Here is a 16,930-nt window from a genome sequence, read left to right as displayed (position 1 = left end):
AGTTATACATTTAGAACTAATGGCAACTGGCAGATTAAACACAGGTATGTAGTTGCGCTTCAGCGCTCTTAGCTTAGGAAAGAGCGCTGAAGCGCAACTACGTACCTAACAGTTAACGCCTAGTTGTGACAGTTGGCATTAGTCCTAACAATATCACTTCAAACTTAATACCTCTGAAGGCACATTAATATATGGTATGCACCGCCCAACTGCGGTGGCTACAGGGCGCAAACTCGCAACTAAATCTACCATATCTGGTAAAGAAAGAGCTTGCCGCGCGTCAGAAACCGATTTTTCCGGTTGCGGGTGACACTCAATAATTAATCCGTCTGCACCGCAAGCAACCGCTGCTTTGGCTAGTGGTGCGACTAATTCTCGCTTGCCGACGGCGTGAGAAGGGTCTACAATTACTGGCAAATGAGTTAACTGTTTTAGCGCTACGACTGCACCTAAATCTAATACGTTTCGCGTGTAATTGTCGAAGCTGCGGATGCCTCTTTCGCAGAGAACTACATGAGGATTTCCGTGGCTGAGAATGTATTCGGCGGCCATCACAAATTCTTCGATTGTGGCTGATAAGCCGCGTTTTAGCAGGACTGGTTTTCCGGCTTGACCGATCGCCTTTAGTAACTCGAAGTTTTGCATATTGCGACTACCTATTTGCAGCATATCAGCATAGGTGACAACTGGCTCGATTTGGGCGATCGACATTACTTCTGTCACCACGGGCAAACCGTAACGCCGGCTGACATCGGCTAAAATTTCGAGTCCCTCAATTCCCATCCCTTGGAAAGCATAGGGAGAAGTGCGAGGTTTGTAGACTCCGCCTCGCAAAGCTTGCACGGATGCGCCGGATAGTTGGCGGGCGACTGTTTCCATTTGTTGGGAACTTTCGACGGTACAGGGGCCGCCGATGATTAATAATTCTTGGCCGCCGACTGAGACTGTTTCTGAGAGTTTGACAATTGTTTGGTGTTCGGGATGAGATTTGGTTACGAGTTTGGCTTCTAACATGAGGGTATTTTCCTGGAAATTTAAGTGGGTGGTTGACAATAAAAAACCCGGAACTTTTAGGAGTTCCGGGTTCGTGCGAAAAGACAGCGCGACAATTTACCCAGAACTTTGGTTGGGCCAAAAATAAAAGCTGCTGTACCAGTTACTGAATAATGTCATTGCTGTTTTCGCTTGTACTCGATTGGTTGTTGGGAAAAGAAGTAGAAAAAACAAAACCGCAGGTGTTAATCTGCGGTTCGCCCGGATGTTCACAGTGAATTACCAATTCACTCCGGGCGAACTTGGCTGTACCAAAAATAAAAATAGCTGTTGGCTGTGAACATAGGTGAAGTGCTGCGATTTGTGGGTTAAACACAATACTATTCGATAACCTAGCACAGACTGGTAGGAATGTCAAGCATTTTTTTGCAAAATGTATGGAAAGGGCAATGGCGTTTAAGTCGGCGCGGTTGTCGTTTTTTGGCTATGTCTGTTATTATATCGATATAGGGACAAGCCGATAAGTCCTTATATCGACAAGCGACTCTATCCGATCGCGCGCCTGTGTGTCAGGCTAGACACATAGACAAATCGATATAGCGATATGGAAACTTTGACTACAAGTAAAACTGTGTCCGTAAAAATCTATCTACCTGAAGAGACAAGAGCCAAGTTCAAAGCATCTTGCGCCATGCGTAGCCTCAGCATGAATGAGGTTCTGTTGGAGTACATCGAAACTTGGTTACAGGAAAACGAACCCGTTTTAGAGCCAAAACCCCAGCGCGTCAAGACGATCGCCAAAACTGAGGAAACAGACTGATGACCGATCGACTATATCGAATAAACGGCATCCTCGAACAAACCGCGAGGGACAAATGCTGAGAGATTCAGACAACCCAGAGAAATCTTGGGAGGATTTAGAAGCCGAACTGCTTCCTCAACGTCCTTTTTATGCCCCCGGCGAGACTGAAATTGAAAAAGACCTTTATGCTAAGCGACGATGTGCTCAGCAAAAAATGAAGGCTGAAAAACGCCCCGATATTGCAGGCCGCTCTTATTACTACTGCACGGAGACAAATAATGATGACTAACTCGAATTACCGACTGCTACCTGCCAGAGATGAGTATGTCCAAGTGTCTATCTATCTCAATCGGGTGCATTTGGACGGATATACGCCCGATCGCGCGATCGCACAATTGATCGAAATGGGTTATGCTCCTACTTTGCAATATCAGTGGAATCCCAAACGAAATGAGTTTGATTTATTTGCTCTGATTCACGATCGCCCCATCGCCGATTCACTGATGGATAAAGAGGCTTGTGATGCTCTCTGGGCTGCTTTTAATCAATCTTCGCTTTACGTGATTGGTTGCGAGGCGGCGCAAAATTCTAACTGGCTAGCGGCACGCAGCTTTAATGATCCGCGCCGTCACGCTACACCGGAGGAAATCGAGCCTCTGGAAGCAAATGCTACTGCCGTTGCTTAATATTTTAGTCCTGAGCCCAACTGGCACAAAAAAGGTTTTTATACCAATTTAATGTGAAGTTGCACATATCTCGATCCCCCTAAATCCCCCTGATTGTTGGGGGACTTTGATCGGAATCTTGTCCCCCCTTAGTAGGGGCGGTGCCCCCGTGCCCGCCCTTGGCTAGGGGCGATCGGATTCTATGCAACCTCATAAAAAATTGGTATTAGGCGATTGTTGACACGAATGACATTATTAGTCCCAGGCGAAGTCTCGATCGCACAATTCGGCTAATCTCTGATTGTGCGATCGAAAATATGCTCTCAATTGGTCGTATACTGTCTCGCTGATGGGGGGATATTCGCTGGCGTTGAGCTTGCCGTAGCTTTTTAGTTGGTGAGGCGGTAAGCCTAAAAATTCGAGGACTGTGTTGCAGATTTTTGCTGGGTTGCTATACAAGTCTTCGCTTTTGATGATTGAAATTTGTGATTTGGGAAAAAGTTTCATCCAGGCTGGGAGTTGATCTGCGTAAATACCGCGGGCTAGATAGCTGTGGTGTTGGTGTTCGTAACTATAGTATTTGGGGTTGGCTAGGAGTTTTTCCATTTCGCCTTTGAGTCTTTCGGGCTCGGCGGCGATCGCCTCTTCTAATGAGAGAGATTCGTATTTTATTCTGATATAATGATAGTAGTGGGAAATTGCGCGATCGACGGGGTTTCTCAGCAGGGCGATGATTTTAACTTTGGGACATAAATCATAAATTCGCTGGGGAACGTGGGGGTGAAATATGTAGTAAGGACTGGCTTCTCCGGTGATTTTTTTGGGGCCGTTTTTGGGCAGGGGAAATTGAGCATAGTACCAGTCTGGGCTTTTGTCGAAGTTTAAGTCAAAATAATGTACTTCTTTTTCGGTGGCATGGGCGATTTGGGGATGTTGGGTGAGATAGGCATAAAGCGATGTTGTTCCGCCTTTTTGGGCGCCGATGATGATGAAGTCTGGGGGTTTGGGAGTTTGTTTCATGGGTTGTAGGTTTTATATTTTGCAGTTGTACTGACAGTGCCCCGAAGGGTAAAACGGAAATTCGATCGCACTTAGGGGCATTACGGAAATTCGATCACACTTGGGGGCATTACGGCAATTCGATCGCCCAATTTAGATTTGATCGCACCGATAGGCCTAACCATAATTCCATTGCCCGATCTTGATTGTAGATTCCGGTGGTTGAAACTGCTAGCGACGCGAGCACACAAACAAAGGCCGCAAGGGCTGGGCAATACGTCGAATACGATCGCAATCACTGTTTTTGGGTGATCGAATTCACTCTCGCTCTTGGTACTGACATTTCTATTTAACTCGATTAGAGTGGAGTTAGGGAACTCTCATCCTTGCAGGGCAAATTTTTCGCTGAAAAATATATGATCGGCGGCGATTTTGGTTGCGGGTTTGTGGGTTTTATTTTTCAGCCAAAGTACAGATTTAAATTTGTGCAAGAGGCTGATATGCAAGTTGCAAAAAATGGGAACTATAAAGATGGGATTGTACTGTCGAGCAGTAACTACCTGCAATACCATCACTGAAATTATTCAGGAAGGCGTCAATGTTTAAGAGCAAATTATCCAAAGTTATCGTATCCCTGCTGCGGCGGATTGCTGGTGTTACCAGATCCGGGGCGAAGCGGCTGATGAGAGCAATGCTGCAAACCCTGATGGCTATGGGCCGGAGGGCAAGACTACCGATGGCGGGGTTTGTGCTGCCGACGGTGACGATGGTGTTGCTGGTAGTGATTTTGTTGACTGTGGCGATTACGCTGCGATCGTTTGATCGGGCGAATACGGCGCGTAACGTGCGCGTGAACCAGCAGGTGCTGGCGGCCGCGACTCCGGCGCTCGATCGGGCAAAAGCAAAAATTCAGTATGCCTTATCCCCTCAAGGAAGCGGAACACTTGAGACACCATCAGAATTGAGCGTTTACCAAGCGCTGGATTCAGCTCGCTTTAAATTTGGAGATGAGGATGTTTTACAGGTTAAGGTTGATCTTAATAATGTAAATGGAATTATTGATCCAGCCCCTACAGATCTAACTAAGATCAATGAAAGTGAGAGAATAAATACCGCTTGGAGGTTCCCTGTAGATACTGACAACAATGGTAAATTTGATACCTACACTCTATACGGAATATATTTTCGCAGTCCACCTCGCGATCCGGACACAGGAGAGTTTAATAGAGCTAGAAAGGGTTTAGAAGCCAGAACCCCTCCTATGTCGGTATCCGGTACTACCAGCGCGATCTGCAAGGCAGCCGCAGGTACTAGCGCTAGTTTGGTAGGCAGTTCGGACTGGTACAAAGCAGAGGGCGTACTCAAAAAAAGCTTCTTTGTCTACACGGTGAACGTGCCGATTAGTGATCTTACGGGAGTGGCTACACCAGCCAACTACGAAAAATTTAAAGGATCTCCAAGTTTCTCAGCTTTGGAGTATCAACAAGACCAAAAACGCATTCCACTACAAAATAATGCGGTGGTTTATGAAGATGACTTAGAAGTATCTCCCGGCCCGGCGCTACGTCTGAACGGACGAATATTTACTAATAGTAACTTTGTTGTCACTCACACGAACACGGGGCCAGTAACATTTTATCTCGTTAGCAGCAAAGAATCTTGTTTTTACAACCTAGAAAATAGCAAAATAATCGTTAGCGGTAATGTGGTAAACGGCACTTCGGGAGGTCCGGGCAACATTTCCACTGAAGTAGGAGCTCATCTATTTGGGACAACTGCTACCGATCCAGAACTAGGAAAATCAATCAAAGGCCCAGATCAGCAATCTGTAGCCTACAACGCAGGTGCTTTAGGGGTTATTTACAATAACAAGGCTTATTCCGATCGCATCGGCCTGTTAGTTTCCGAACAGGAAAAGAATGCCGCTAATTCCGATCCCCTGGAAGTTAAAAATGCCTTGGCCAAACAAGTTGATGAGGAAACCGACCCCACTCCTCCCAGCGCGGCTCGTCAAGAGGAGATTCGCAGAGAAAAGCTGGAATCTTACTTTAGATTGCGGACGCGGAAGGTGCCTTTTGCAGAAGTGTCGGCCACAGGAGACGCATTGATTGGCTTTGTTGACCCTACAACAAAAGTGGTGACTACATCTCCATTAGTCGGTACAGGGGATGAACTGCGACCGGTGGATGCCTGGGTTATACCTTCGGATGCCAACACAGGACTCAATACAACAGTCAGGCTGGCAGCCAACAGCCCGGAAAAGGTAGAGGAAGATAATAAAGAATCCGAGTTAGGCGATCGCATAATCGTAGGGAACAATCTACCAGCACTGAGGTGGAGAAGCGATTTAAACCCTCCCAAATTTGTGGGTGAAGGTGAGGAAGGAAGAGACATATTAGGAGTTGATTGGCTGGATGGGGGCCAACGCTACCGGGAACCCCAAGTGAAGCAGTTCGCTGATGTAGGGGGAGCAGATAGGGACGGCTTTTGGGAACTAAGTGCAGCCCAAGCACCTGAAACAGCCGTTGATGGCATTGGCGGATTGCGGGTAATCACGGGTGCGGGTGTTTACGAGCGCACAAACTCTTTTCTGCCACCTCCTAAAGTCTTCAACCCTGCTGCTAATGCAGTATCGGAGTTCTACGACGATCCGGCAACTACTGCTGTAGTAGAAAAGTTCCCTGTTGTTTGGCCCGACTCCATGCCGATGTCACCCGGCCCGAATTCTAAAGTTTATAACAATAATCCTGCTGGTACTATTGGCTGGACTGATTTGACGGCGACGGATTGGAACGCTTTGCCCACAACTCCGGGGTCAAACTTAACCGGAACTATCGACCCCAAGACTCCCCAGTATGCTAAGGGCGACTTGCGGATGCGCGCCACTGCGATCTATCACTACGCAAACAACCCAAGCCCAGGCGCTCAAACGGATAAATTAGCTGATACCCCGCTGGCTTGTGTCAGCAGCTATTACGATCCCAGCTACCGATACAGCAAGGGTGGAACTCTATTTGATTCCAGTCTCAATCGTCCAGGTTTGCCATCGGGACAAAACGCAAATGGTAAATCCAACAACGGCATTGTCTACGGCTACAACCCTCCAACAGCGAGAGCGGGTATAGGTGCAATTTTGACAGCCGCTCTCCAGACAGACGCATCGAGTCTGCCACCGCTGACTGCCGGAACAATAGAGGAACGCTTGAATTATCAAGCCAGTATCGTTTTCCCCGATGGTCGGTTTGTCAATGAGAACTTAAGGAAGGCTTTGCAGAAGGTTGACGGCGAACGCAGCTTGTCGGAAAAAGCTGCGATCGACTCCACTCTTTGCTCTTTGCAAATTTTGGCAGATCCGACTACAGGCTTTTCTACCACCTATCTGGATCACGGGACAATTCGGGAAGTTGCTTTTCTCAATCCTAGGGAAGTTAAGGCGATCGACAAGGACGACCCAGCTACTGCGGTGGACGAGACTTACAGCCTCAGCAGTCCTTTGGGTGGTGGCGCTCAGAGCGCGAAGCTAACAGGAAATTACGACCTTCCCCTAGCAGAAAGACAACCCCTAGAAATCCGGGTCACGCAATTAGATATCAATAAGCTCAGGGGAAACACAAAAACCATCCCCTACCAGCGACAGCCCGTCATCAACACCCTTAACCCAGAGTATATGCTGCCTTACAGCGGCCTAATTTACGCCAGCCGTGACGATGCAGCACCCGATCGCAGCGATCGCCCTGCGAATAGTCTTGGCACCATTGATGAAACCCGCAGCAAACTAAGCAGTTCAACTGATTCTCGGCTAGACCCCAGCCGCAGACCCCACGGAATTATGCTGATTAACGGATCTAGCTTGGGTCGGCCGACAACTGTCGCCACGGTGACAGACGTACTCAAAGAGAAGGGTTTACTGTTGACTTCTAACCTGCCGGTGTACATCCAAGGCGCATTTAACACACACACCCAGAGAGAATTTGGTACAGGTGTTGCAAATCCTTTTGATTGGACTCCTAGCACTTTCTACGGTCGCCTAGGTACAGACCTGAATCCCAATTTTGCTTGTCGCCTCGGCGATCCCCGATACCCTGGCAAATGCGCTGGCAGCGATAATTGGCGAGGGGCAACAGTGCTCTCGGATGCGATCACGCTGCTTTCTGAGCCAGAGTCAGCTAATTTACAGGAAGGATTCCGGTACGGTATCCGCAATCACGGAGATTTTGACCTGAGAAATAATGCAGGTAGCGCAATTGTCGGCTATGACTTCGATGGCAATGGTATTCTAGGTACTAATACAGTTAGTGAAGTTACCTTCGACTTTGACCTCAATGGCAATGGGAATAAGATCGATACGACTGTTAAAGAGACGGATGTAACGGCTAAAGCCGTTCGCAGGATTAACGGTTTTGGTGCTAACAACTACGTCACTAACGGTTTGAGTAGCGGTGCTGCTTTTGACATTATCAACCAAGAAAAGGTCGGGCTAAGCGCGGGAACTACCGTTTCACCAAAAGACGAAAACTACCGCACTAACATAGGTGCTGCTCCCAACAGTTCATACTTCAACAATTTCATTACGCCAGTTCAGCGACGGGCTAATAATGCAATTAAATTTCCAGAGTATGTCATGGAAATTTGCCGGAAGTTGCCTGTTTCAGCTTGCGCCCCCAGTGACTGGGTAGTGGGTATTGATGGTGGTACTGCTGGGGAATTTGAACCTACTGAAATACAAAAAGCAAGGCTTGTCCCTGCAGCTACCCCAGTCGGTCTACTTTTGTCGGGTACAACAGCTAAACCAGCTATCGATCCAGCAGATAGACGATATCCCCGTCGCGTAGCTTTTGTGCGAGACAGCTCAGGTAAGCTGGTTTTGGATAATCCCAACAGCCTCCCTATCGCGCTGGGAATTACTAGCAATGCAGTAGCTTTCTATGCTACTTCCACAACTGCGGTCACTGTGGACGGTACTGCCATAACTCCTGTCACTGGTCAGCCTCAGCTAGCAGATAACGCTCTTTGGTATGCGACCACCAAAACTCCCCTTGCTCCCAACACTCCGACCCAAATTGACTATGGCAATGCTAACCCTCTGTTTTACGCCAAACTACCAACAGCTAATGTTGAGCAGCCACAGCTAAGACCTACTTTGCAGATTCAGGCCACAAATTCTAATCCTGTGGCTGGTTTGGTTCCTATACAAGGCCCCAACGCCAACGACGGAACGCGATGGATGCAAAGAGCGCGAAATACAGAGTTTAACCTCATAGTCGCCTCAAATGACGTTCCTTCACGGGCTCTCTCTCCCAGCCTTGGAGAAACCAATGGAGGTATGCAAAACTTACCGCGCTTTATGGAAAATTGGAGAGAACTAACTACCTCGATCGCGGGCTCGTTTATCCAATTCAAGCGCAGTGCTTACGCAACTGCTCCTTACCAATCAGTTCTCGATATCGCTAATACTTCTCCTTTTAACGCCAAAATATTCGACAGTCGCCTCGACATTCCGGCGGATACCCGCAGCATTTACAGAGTTCAAAACGCATTAGGTGCGATCGGCTATTTCGTTGCACCCGATCGGCTATGGGGATTTGATGTAGGTTTGCTTTCACAGCCCCCTGACTTGTTCGCCCAAAAGTTCACTCTCCCTGCTACTCAACAAAAACCTGACGAATATTTCAGAGAAATCAGCCGAGATGATGATTGGGTAAAAGCTTTGTTGTGCGCTGAAAAATTGAACAACGACACCGCTCGCACTTTCTCTGGTAACTATGCTGCCAATGACAGCGCTACAAAACCAAGAACAGACTGTCCTAACCTTTCCTAACCTTTAAACCCTCACATTCCTGAGTTCCAAATGCGGAGTGCTTACTATGATCAAACGCCAACAGCCACAAAGTAGTTTACATAAGTCTCAAGAAGCCGGCTACACGATTATCGAGTCATTGGTAGCGATGATTGTAGTTTCGGTGCTGATGATTGCGATCGCCCCTGTGATGGCTTTCTCAGTAGCAACTCGCGTACAAGCCAAACGGATAGAAATGGCCACTCAAGCCGCCAAAACCTATATTGAGGCGCTCAGGTCTGAGGCGCTCAAACAAGGTACTAACGGGTTTCCTGATCCGTCCACAACAGGCAATAAATTAGAGGACACCCCCGCTCCAGGCAACAACATCAACGCTCTTTACTGCATAGACAAAGATGGAGATCAACTCTGTACCGCTGGCAGCAATGAAGACCTTGTAGTTCAGGGCTACTACTATAACAACTTACCCGCTGCTACAAATCCGGCAAAAACAGGCTACAGCTTAATTGTTCGGGTTTACAGGGCAAGTTCTTTTGCTAGTGGCGTGGGTGCACTAACAACTCAGAAAATTCAAGCCGATCAAAACCGACAAGTACAGCAAGGAGTTACTAGCGCAGGGCTGGGAAATCTCCGAGCGCCTTTGGTAGAAATGAGAACAGAAATAGGTGCTAGCGATCGACAAGGTGCTTACAACAGTTTGTGTACTCGCATTAATGGCGCCGCCGGCTGTCAGTAATCATCAAAGTCCCCGTTATTAAATTTAAAATCGCTCCCCCCATTTGGCAAAGGAAACAGTCAAAATGAAAACTTTACTCAGGTTGCTTCTCAAAACTCAGCACCAGCGAAACCGCTCCGGGCCAGCTCCAACAGAAAAGGGCATGACCCTGGTTGAGCTATTGGTCGGAGCAATTATGGCGTTTTTAATCATTACGCCGATGCTCGGTTTTGTAGTCGATATGCTGAATACCGACAGGAGGGAACAAGTCAAGTCAAATACCGAGCAAGACCTTCAGGCCGCCGTTGATTTCATCGCCCAAGATTTGAGTCAAGCTATTTATATTTACGATCAGGCAGGAATCACTGCTATTAACCCCGCGACTAAACTTCCTCCTGCTCCTGCAAATACCACAGGTACTCCAATTCTAGTTTTCTGGAAGCGACAGCTAATTAAAAATGCTGTTCCTATTAATTCGGCTGTTACTGCAAAAACACCAAGCGCTTGCCCTGCTAGCGGTAGTGAGTGCAACGACACTTATGTACTATCCTTAGTTGCCTACTACCAGATTAGAGATACTGCTCCTAACTCTATTTGGTGTCAGCCTTCAGGAGGCAATTGTCCTACCCGTATTGCTCGCTATGAAATTAGGGAGCCAGTTAGAAATCCCTACACAATAGATGCCACAAAACCTTATTACGATGCGGCAGATTTAAGTGATGCTCAAAAAGGCAGTCAAGCCTTTAATAAAGACTTTGACTTTAATAAGCCCACAGTAAATGTGACGATGGGAGCCAATTTTCCCCCTCCTGAAGTATTGGTTAATTACATCCACTACAGTAGCACTAATGTTCCAACACCAACCGGAAATCAGTGTCAAACTCTTCTTTCCGTAACACCACCACCACCACCAGCAACATTCAATCCAAACGATTTACTCATAACAGACAGCTCAAACCACAGCTTTTACGCTTGTGTTGATACATCTAAAAACATAGCCAGAGTGACGCTCAGAGGAAACAGCCTACGCCGCATTCAAACTGATGCTGATTATGAGACCACGAAATCGGCATATTTCCCAACAGCAACCGTGCAAGTACAAGGTTTAGGTGGGTTAGGAAAATAACGAATTTCTGAAACACATTTCCGAACCGTCGGCCACTGATAAACAATAGGAGAGTACCATGAAAACCCCACCCATATTATTAAAACTTTTGCATAAGTGTGCTGCCAAGCCCAGCCCTAATTTCCACAAAACTGCCTCCAGAAAAGATGATGGAGGATTCACGCTTCTAGAAGTGCTGGTGATAGCGTTAATCATAGGTATATTCAGCTCGATCGCGGCTCCAAGCTGGCTGGGATTCATCAACAGACAAAGAGTTCGCACAGTGAACGATCGCGTTTTCCAATCATTACGACTAGCACAAAGCGAAGCAAAGCGAACTAAGCGCGATATCACAGTTACATTTTCTGCTCCACCTGTTGATCCGCCAACAATTACGTTTAACCCGCCACTAGCTACGGGTGGTAGTGAGCAAAAGTTAGATGGTGGAGGCGAAATTCCACCCGGCACCATTGCACTTAGTCATAATGCACCCTCAATCACTTTTGATTACCTGGGAAACGTAAATGGACTTCCGTTAGATACATCAGTAAATCCAAATGTTAGTCGATTTGTTGCCACAGTTTCTACTGTTAACGGTGGTGCTAAGCAGTGTGCGATCGTGGAAACTATCATAGGAGGCATGAGAACTGCTGAAGGAAATGATCCCGTAACTGGGTGCCCCTAATAGCTTTCAATAAATTTAATCTTAATCTCTAACAGCAATTCCGCATAAGTTCTGAATTGCTAAAGTATATTAACTTAAATTATTTGATATTTCAAATCCTATTAAAAATGTCAAAATATGCAGCTAGAACTAAAACAAATAATCATCCAGCCAGAAAATCAACTATTACTCAAAGACATAACCTGGCCGATGTTTGAAACCCTACTAATATCATTTCCGGTAACACCGGAATGATGTTGACAGTTGACAGTTGACAGTGAACAGTCAACAGTGAACAGTGAACTCGAATTTACTATTCCGATGCTAACGAATTGGATATCATAACTGCTTAACTAACCAAGCGATCGCCCCTTCAACATCAGCAACCTGCTCAACATCGGGAATCGGCGGCCGCTGCACCATCACCACCGGAATTCCCAGTTCCCTAGCCGCAACAATTTTCGCATAAGTAGCACCGCCCCCGCTGTTTTTACTAACAATTGTATCAATCTGATATTCTAATAGTAATTGGCGCTCGTCTTCCAAAGAAAAAGGCCCCCTTGCTAATAACAATTTACCATTAGGAATAGGAGTATTTAGTGCCGGAGGATCGATCGCCCGCATCAAAAACCAAATAGCATCCAAACCAGCAAAAGCAGCCAATTCCTGCCTACCAATGGTGAGAAACACCCGCTGAGACTGCCCTAATAAAGCCCTTGCAGCCTCCGAGTGGCCCGCAACATCAATCCAGCGATCGCCCTCCACCCTCTCCCAAGCAGGACGCACCAGCATCAAAAAGGGCACATTACATTCAGCAGCAGCAACAGCAGCATTAGCAGAAATCTGAGCCGCAAACGGATGAGTAGCATCAATCAAAAAGTCGATCGGGCGATCCTCTCCGTTGGCGTAGCCCCCGTAGGGGCGGGCTGCGCTAACGAGCAAAAACGCCGCCAGCCCAGCCGCCCCACCAAACCCCCCAATTCGCACCGTACCCGTTTTTGGGGTAAAAGGCTGTTGAGTGCGTCCTGCTAGCGAAGATATCACCTCAATTTCAGCAATTTGAGACGCTCTTACCGCCAGTTCAGCAGCATCCCCCGTCCCGCCCAAAATTAGCAACCGTTTTTTCACCAAATTATCCCTAACTTATCCAAGCAACGCCCGCAATTTCGGTTAATAATATGTCTAGTAAAGTTTAAACGACCAACAACAATGATTCGCTCACTTTTCACATTTTTTACAGTATTAATTGTAACCGGGTTAGTATGGTTAGGAAATATCGCGCCCGTTGCCGCACAAGTACAGCCAACAGATATCGCAGATCCTCAACAGGAATTGGGAGAACTCGTTCAAAAAGCTTTTGAAGCTACAAATGAAGGCAAATTTCCCGCCGCAGAAACTTTTTGGACTCAAATCATTGACAAATTTCCCTCACAAGCCGCCGCTTGGAGCAACCGAGGCAATTCTAGAGTCAGCCAAAACAAACTACAAGCCGCTATTACCGACTACGAAAGAGCGATCGAACTAGCACCCGACGCCCCCGATCCCTACCTAAACCGCGGCACCGCCTTAGAAGGTTTAGGACGCTGGCAAGAAGCGATCGCCGACTACAATCATGTACTAGAATTAGACTCCCAAGATCCAGCAGCCTACAACAACCGAGGCAACGCCGAAGCAGGTTTAGGAAAATGGGAACAAGCAATTGCCGACTACAGCAAAGCCTTTGAATTAGCCCCCGAATACGCCTTTGCCCGCGCCAACCACGCCCTCGCACTTTATCAAAACGGGCAAACCAAAGAAGCCATTCGCAACATGAAAAACATCGTCCGCAGATACCCCCAATTTGCCGACATGAGAGCCGCCCTCAGCGCCTGTCTTTGGGAAGCAGGAAAGCGCGGCGAAGCAGAGAGCAATTGGGTAGCCGCAGTCGGCCTCGATGCCCGCTACAAAGACCTCGATTGGGTTGCCAATAACCGTCGCTGGCCACCAGTTGTAGTCAGCGCCTTAGACAAATTCTTGCACTTGAAATAATCTCAAAGGGAAAGTTGACTGTTGACTGTTGACTGTTGACTGTTGACTGTTGACTGTTGACTGTTGACTCGATATTATTATTCCGATACAACCGGAAACGATATCATTGGTTATTTGTTATTTCGATAACTAACAACTGACAACTGACAACTAACAATTGACTAATTCCCAAATCCGCGCAGCCGTCAACTCCTCGACATTCCTGAAAACCGCTGCTGCACCAGCAGTTTTCAGCGCCGCAGCATAAGCCTCGCAGCGCATAGCATCATCCAAAACATGAGGCGGCAAAATTCCGGCCCCCAGCCAAACCCGATTTGGTTGCACTTCCCGCGCCTTCACAACCGTGTAAATATCAGCAACAGTATCTCCCGCGTAAATCACGGGCAAATTTTTTTCTAAACCGTGCAGGTTTTCCAACTGTTCAATTGCCGCGAAAAGTCCAGCCGGATCGGGTTTTCCCGGTGCATCTTCCATCGCCACCAACACCGGGGAATTTAAACTCAGTTTCCCTGACAAAACATAAGCAGCTTCATCCCGCATCGCCCCGCTAAAAAAGCCCCAAACAATGCCCCCAACTGTTAAATTTTCCAGGTAAGCCGGACTTAACAACAGCGGTTCGTCACAAATGTAACCAGTCCAATTTTTCTCATCGGGCCCGCGATAGCGACTTTGGAAAAAAGCCACCAATTCGTCATAGTTGAGAGCGAGTTCGTTTCTCGATCGCCCAATCCCCTCAAAATAACGGCACACTAACTCGAAAGACGCCTGCCAGTCATTATTCCACACTCCCTCAGACTTCAGAGAGTCGATATCGAGAGAATTCGGACGAAAAGCACCCGCCGTGAAATGCTCCACCGCATCGGCAATTGCCCGCCGGTAGGAACCGGACACATCCCGCACCACACCGTCAATGTCGAAGACTACAATAACTCTGTTCACAACTTAACCATCCTTGTACCTAGGGCGCGTGAGAACCCAAATTTTATCTGTTGCCAGCCCCTGAGTGGCGCTAAAACCAGCCGTGCCACAAAACTTTTTATGGTCGATGACCAATTATCGAACAGAGTGTGCTACGCTTAGCGATTGTAGAAATTTTTAACAAGTTCGATCGGAACCCTGGAGGTTTGCTTGTCCAAGTTCATCTTAAAAGTTCTCTGGCTAGAAGAGAATGTTGCCCTCGCCGTTGACCAAGTGGTCGGCAAAGGAACTAGCCCGCTGACATCCTACTTTTTCTGGCCCCGCAAAGATGCCTGGGAAGACCTCAAAAACGAACTCGAAGCCAAACACTGGATTGCTGATAACGATCGCGTCGAAATCCTCAACCAAGCCACAGAAGTCATCAACTACTGGCAAGAGGAAGGCAGACGGCGCCCGATGACTGAAGCTCAGTCAAGGTTCCCCCTAGTGACTTTTACCGGCAGCAACTAAGCCCAGCTTTAAGTTGCTACCCATATAAATTGCCTGTTATGGCTGACAAGGGGAAGGAGAGAGGGGAGAAGGCGAGAGGATTTGACGCTTTTTCCACCTCGCCGTGAAAGATAAAATTTGAATTCGCTACAGCTTATCTTGATACTAACTCCGATTTTCAGACCTAATCGGGTTTTGGGCTGGGTCGATCGATTTGAGATTAGAGATTGGGAATTTATGCAAAATAAAGCTCTAAAATCGCCTTTTCAACAATCTTAAAAATACTAAGCAACGAAACCAAAGAAATCTTAAATCGGCTTTTTTATACTTTTAAATTGTACAGTCAGCTCTCAACGGACTTCCCTATGACTAATGACTGCTGACTAATGACTAATAACTAATGACTTCTTCGCGGAATCTATGGGCGCCGAAAGTACAATAAACCAGACCGAACAGCTACCGCTGGTAGTAAATCCCGACATTCTCCAGCAAGCTATCCTCTACAAAATTAATACTCGCATAAACGCTCGCGGAGAATTAATTTTCCCCTGCGTACCGGGAATGCTAAGCCACTATCTCAAGTCCATAGAAAAGCTATTTAGCACTCTCGACAGACCCCTGCCCGAAGACCGCAGAGACGAACTGAGCAAGCTTTTAGCCACCAAGTTAGAACAAGGCTACCGCACCTCCACAGCATCGATGCTGATCCTGCAATACGAATCAGTGCAGCCACCGCAAACGGGTTTAGCTTGCAAAGTGATTGTTACTACCTCAACAGTTGGAGAACAGTACAAAAGCTGGGTAGACACCAGAGAACCTCCGCTTTTCGGCTCTCATCCAGACGCAAAATTGATGACAACGGCTGCTAAATTGGGCACACCCGATCGAGTGCGGATTTTGGACGTGGGGGCTGGTACCGGCCGCAATACCTTGCCGCTGGCGAGATTAGGCTATTCTGTAGATGCGATCGAGCTAACTCCCGCTTTTGCAGAACAATTGAAAGCGGCAGTAACAGCCGAAAACCTTCCCGTGACAGTGACTGAAGGCGATGTGCTCGACCCCTTAATGCGGATGAAACCTGCCCGCTATCAGTTGGCAGTTGCCGCCGAAGTCATCTCACATTTTCGAGACAGCGATCAAGTACGGCTTTTCCTCGCTAAAATGTGCGATTCCCTGTGTCCCGGAGGTTTGTTGCTGTTCAGCACGTTTTTAACCGTCGGCGACTACCAGCCAGATGCCCTCGTGCGACAAGTTGCCCAACTCTCCTGGTCTACTTTATTTACGCCCCAAGAACTCGCTACCGCCATGGAAGGGTTGCCCTTAGTCCAAATATCCGATGAATTGGTGTTTGAATATGAACGCCACCACCTGCCGGAAGGAGCCTGGCCACCAACCCCCTGGTTTCCCAGTTGGGCCACCGGTCGAGATGTCTTCCCGATGGCAAACGCACGCCCGCCCATGGAATTGCGCTGGATTTTGTGCCGCCGAAGTTAAAAACTTTTGTCATTTCTAGGCGGACACAGCAATCACAACTGTTAATCGGCGGTAACAGTTTCCTCAGATATTTTTATTTCAACAGCTTAAATCCGACTTGCTGTTAATATGACGCTGCCCATACACAAAAATTTACAAAAATATATATTAAGATATAAAGAGAGCGAAGTTCGATCGCCCTTGGGTGACAAACCCAGTGTCTGATTAGATTCAACGCTTGCCAACCTTTGATTTCTTGCGAAAAATTGGGTTGCTAATGGC

At 47.4% G+C, this 16,930-nt stretch carries 15 protein-coding genes; 10 read left to right on the top strand and 5 right to left on the bottom strand.

From position 1 onward, the window contains the following. Positions 1–153: 153 nt before the first annotated feature. Positions 154–1,014 carry a 3-deoxy-7-phosphoheptulonate synthase gene (aroF, locus tag QUA74_RS22205; protein ID WP_333333544.1) on the bottom strand — a complete coding sequence of 287 codons (861 nt, stop codon included), beginning with the start codon at positions 1,012–1,014 and terminating at the stop codon, positions 154–156. A gap of 142 nt (positions 1,015–1,156) precedes the next feature. Then, positions 1,157–1,369, bottom strand: coding sequence for a hypothetical protein (locus tag QUA74_RS22200; RefSeq protein WP_333333543.1), 213 nt, complete (start codon positions 1,367–1,369; stop codon positions 1,157–1,159). Positions 1,370–1,597: 228 nt separating this feature from the next. On the opposite strand from QUA74_RS22200, the gene QUA74_RS22195 reads away from it, so the two are divergent. The 3 genes from QUA74_RS22195 to QUA74_RS22185 are packed head-to-tail and all read left to right on the top strand — an operon-like array spanning position 1,598 to position 2,481. Continuing rightward, positions 1,598–1,813 carry a plasmid partition protein ParG gene (locus QUA74_RS22195; RefSeq protein ID WP_333077478.1) on the top strand — a complete coding sequence of 72 codons (216 nt, stop codon included), beginning with the start codon at positions 1,598–1,600 and terminating at the stop codon, positions 1,811–1,813. 55 nt (positions 1,814–1,868) lie between these two features. After that, entirely contained in the window at positions 1,869–2,084 is a 216-nt protein-coding gene (locus QUA74_RS22190) for a hypothetical protein (protein ID WP_190693640.1), read from the top strand. Continuing rightward, complete coding sequence (locus QUA74_RS22185; protein WP_333333540.1) at positions 2,074–2,481, top strand: hypothetical protein; 408 nt, start codon at positions 2,074–2,076, stop codon at positions 2,479–2,481. The genes QUA74_RS22190 and QUA74_RS22185 overlap by 11 nt, the downstream gene beginning before the upstream one ends. Positions 2,482–2,715: 234 nt before the next feature. On the opposite strand, the gene QUA74_RS22180 is transcribed toward QUA74_RS22185, so the two are convergent. After that, a complete protein-coding gene (locus tag QUA74_RS22180) occupies positions 2,716–3,480 on the bottom strand; it encodes a sulfotransferase domain-containing protein (protein WP_333333538.1) in 765 nt (254 codons plus the stop codon). 577 nt (positions 3,481–4,057) lie between these two features. Between QUA74_RS22180 and hpsA the strand changes: the two genes are divergently transcribed. The 4 genes from hpsA to QUA74_RS22160 all read left to right on the top strand — a co-directional run bounded on the left by hpsA (position 4,058) and on the right by QUA74_RS22160 (position 11,761). Continuing rightward, positions 4,058–9,277: a hormogonium polysaccharide biosynthesis protein HpsA gene (gene hpsA, locus QUA74_RS22175; protein ID WP_333333536.1), complete on the top strand. Its 5,220-nt coding sequence runs from the start codon at positions 4,058–4,060 to the stop codon at positions 9,275–9,277. 46 nt (positions 9,278–9,323) lie between these two features. Continuing rightward, a complete protein-coding gene (hpsB, locus tag QUA74_RS22170; protein ID WP_333333534.1) occupies positions 9,324–9,992 on the top strand; it encodes a hormogonium polysaccharide secretion pseudopilin HpsB in 669 nt (222 codons plus the stop codon). Positions 9,993–10,056: 64 nt separating this feature from the next. Continuing rightward, the gene (hpsC, locus tag QUA74_RS22165; protein ID WP_333333532.1) at positions 10,057–11,097 is read left to right on the top strand and encodes a hormogonium polysaccharide secretion pseudopilin HpsC; all 1,041 of its coding nucleotides are present in this window, start codon (positions 10,057–10,059) and stop codon (positions 11,095–11,097) included. A 58-nt stretch (positions 11,098–11,155) separates the two neighbouring features. Continuing rightward, positions 11,156–11,761 (top strand): prepilin-type N-terminal cleavage/methylation domain-containing protein, encoded by a 606-nt coding sequence (locus tag QUA74_RS22160; protein ID WP_333333530.1) that lies wholly within the window; start codon positions 11,156–11,158, stop codon positions 11,759–11,761. Between the two features lie 318 nt (positions 11,762–12,079). Here the strand turns inward: QUA74_RS22160 and QUA74_RS22155 are convergent, their stop codons facing one another. Continuing rightward, complete coding sequence (locus tag QUA74_RS22155) at positions 12,080–12,868, bottom strand: cobalt-precorrin-6A reductase (RefSeq protein ID WP_333333528.1); 789 nt, start codon at positions 12,866–12,868, stop codon at positions 12,080–12,082. Between the two features lie 81 nt (positions 12,869–12,949). Here QUA74_RS22155 and QUA74_RS22150 point away from each other — a divergent pair, with 81 nt between their 5' ends. Beyond that, positions 12,950–13,768 (top strand): tetratricopeptide repeat protein, encoded by an 819-nt coding sequence (locus tag QUA74_RS22150; protein ID WP_333333526.1) that lies wholly within the window; start codon positions 12,950–12,952, stop codon positions 13,766–13,768. A gap of 150 nt (positions 13,769–13,918) precedes the next feature. On the opposite strand, the gene QUA74_RS22145 is transcribed toward QUA74_RS22150, so the two are convergent. After that, complete coding sequence (locus QUA74_RS22145; protein ID WP_333333525.1) at positions 13,919–14,707, bottom strand: TIGR01548 family HAD-type hydrolase; 789 nt, start codon at positions 14,705–14,707, stop codon at positions 13,919–13,921. Between the two features lie 177 nt (positions 14,708–14,884). Between QUA74_RS22145 and QUA74_RS22140 the strand changes: the two genes are divergently transcribed. Beyond that, positions 14,885–15,196 (top strand): 30S ribosomal protein PSRP-3, encoded by a 312-nt coding sequence (locus QUA74_RS22140; protein ID WP_333037125.1) that lies wholly within the window; start codon positions 14,885–14,887, stop codon positions 15,194–15,196. A gap of 399 nt (positions 15,197–15,595) precedes the next feature. Beyond that, a complete protein-coding gene (locus QUA74_RS22135; RefSeq protein ID WP_333333523.1) occupies positions 15,596–16,669 on the top strand; it encodes a class I SAM-dependent methyltransferase in 1,074 nt (357 codons plus the stop codon). Positions 16,670–16,930: the final 261 nt, after the last annotated feature.

The sequence above is a fragment of the Microcoleus sp. LAD1_D3 genome (assembly GCF_036702135.1).
Lineage (GTDB): Bacteria > Cyanobacteriota > Cyanobacteriia > Cyanobacteriales > Microcoleaceae > Microcoleus.
The sequence above is the reverse complement of the archived record's forward strand: the minus strand, read 5'-3'. Positions and strand labels throughout refer to the sequence as shown.

Coding starts and splice junctions, on each gene's coding strand:
- QUA74_RS22160 (WP_333333530.1), top strand. CDS start 11,156: ATGAAAACCCCACCCATATTATTAAAACTTTTGCATAAGTGTGCTGCC.
- QUA74_RS22135 (WP_333333523.1), top strand. CDS start 15,596: ATGGGCGCCGAAAGTACAATAAACCAGACCGAACAGCTACCGCTGGTA.
- QUA74_RS22195 (WP_333077478.1), top strand. CDS start 1,598: ATGGAAACTTTGACTACAAGTAAAACTGTGTCCGTAAAAATCTATCTA.
- hpsB (WP_333333534.1), top strand. CDS start 9,324: ATGATCAAACGCCAACAGCCACAAAGTAGTTTACATAAGTCTCAAGAA.
- QUA74_RS22185 (WP_333333540.1), top strand. CDS start 2,074: ATGATGACTAACTCGAATTACCGACTGCTACCTGCCAGAGATGAGTAT.
- QUA74_RS22150 (WP_333333526.1), top strand. CDS start 12,950: ATGATTCGCTCACTTTTCACATTTTTTACAGTATTAATTGTAACCGGG.
- QUA74_RS22180 (WP_333333538.1), bottom strand. CDS start 3,480: ATGAAACAAACTCCCAAACCCCCAGACTTCATCATCATCGGCGCCCAA.
- QUA74_RS22190 (WP_190693640.1), top strand. CDS start 1,869: ATGCTGAGAGATTCAGACAACCCAGAGAAATCTTGGGAGGATTTAGAA.
- aroF (WP_333333544.1), bottom strand. CDS start 1,014: ATGTTAGAAGCCAAACTCGTAACCAAATCTCATCCCGAACACCAAACA.
- hpsA (WP_333333536.1), top strand. CDS start 4,058: ATGTTTAAGAGCAAATTATCCAAAGTTATCGTATCCCTGCTGCGGCGG.
- hpsC (WP_333333532.1), top strand. CDS start 10,057: ATGAAAACTTTACTCAGGTTGCTTCTCAAAACTCAGCACCAGCGAAAC.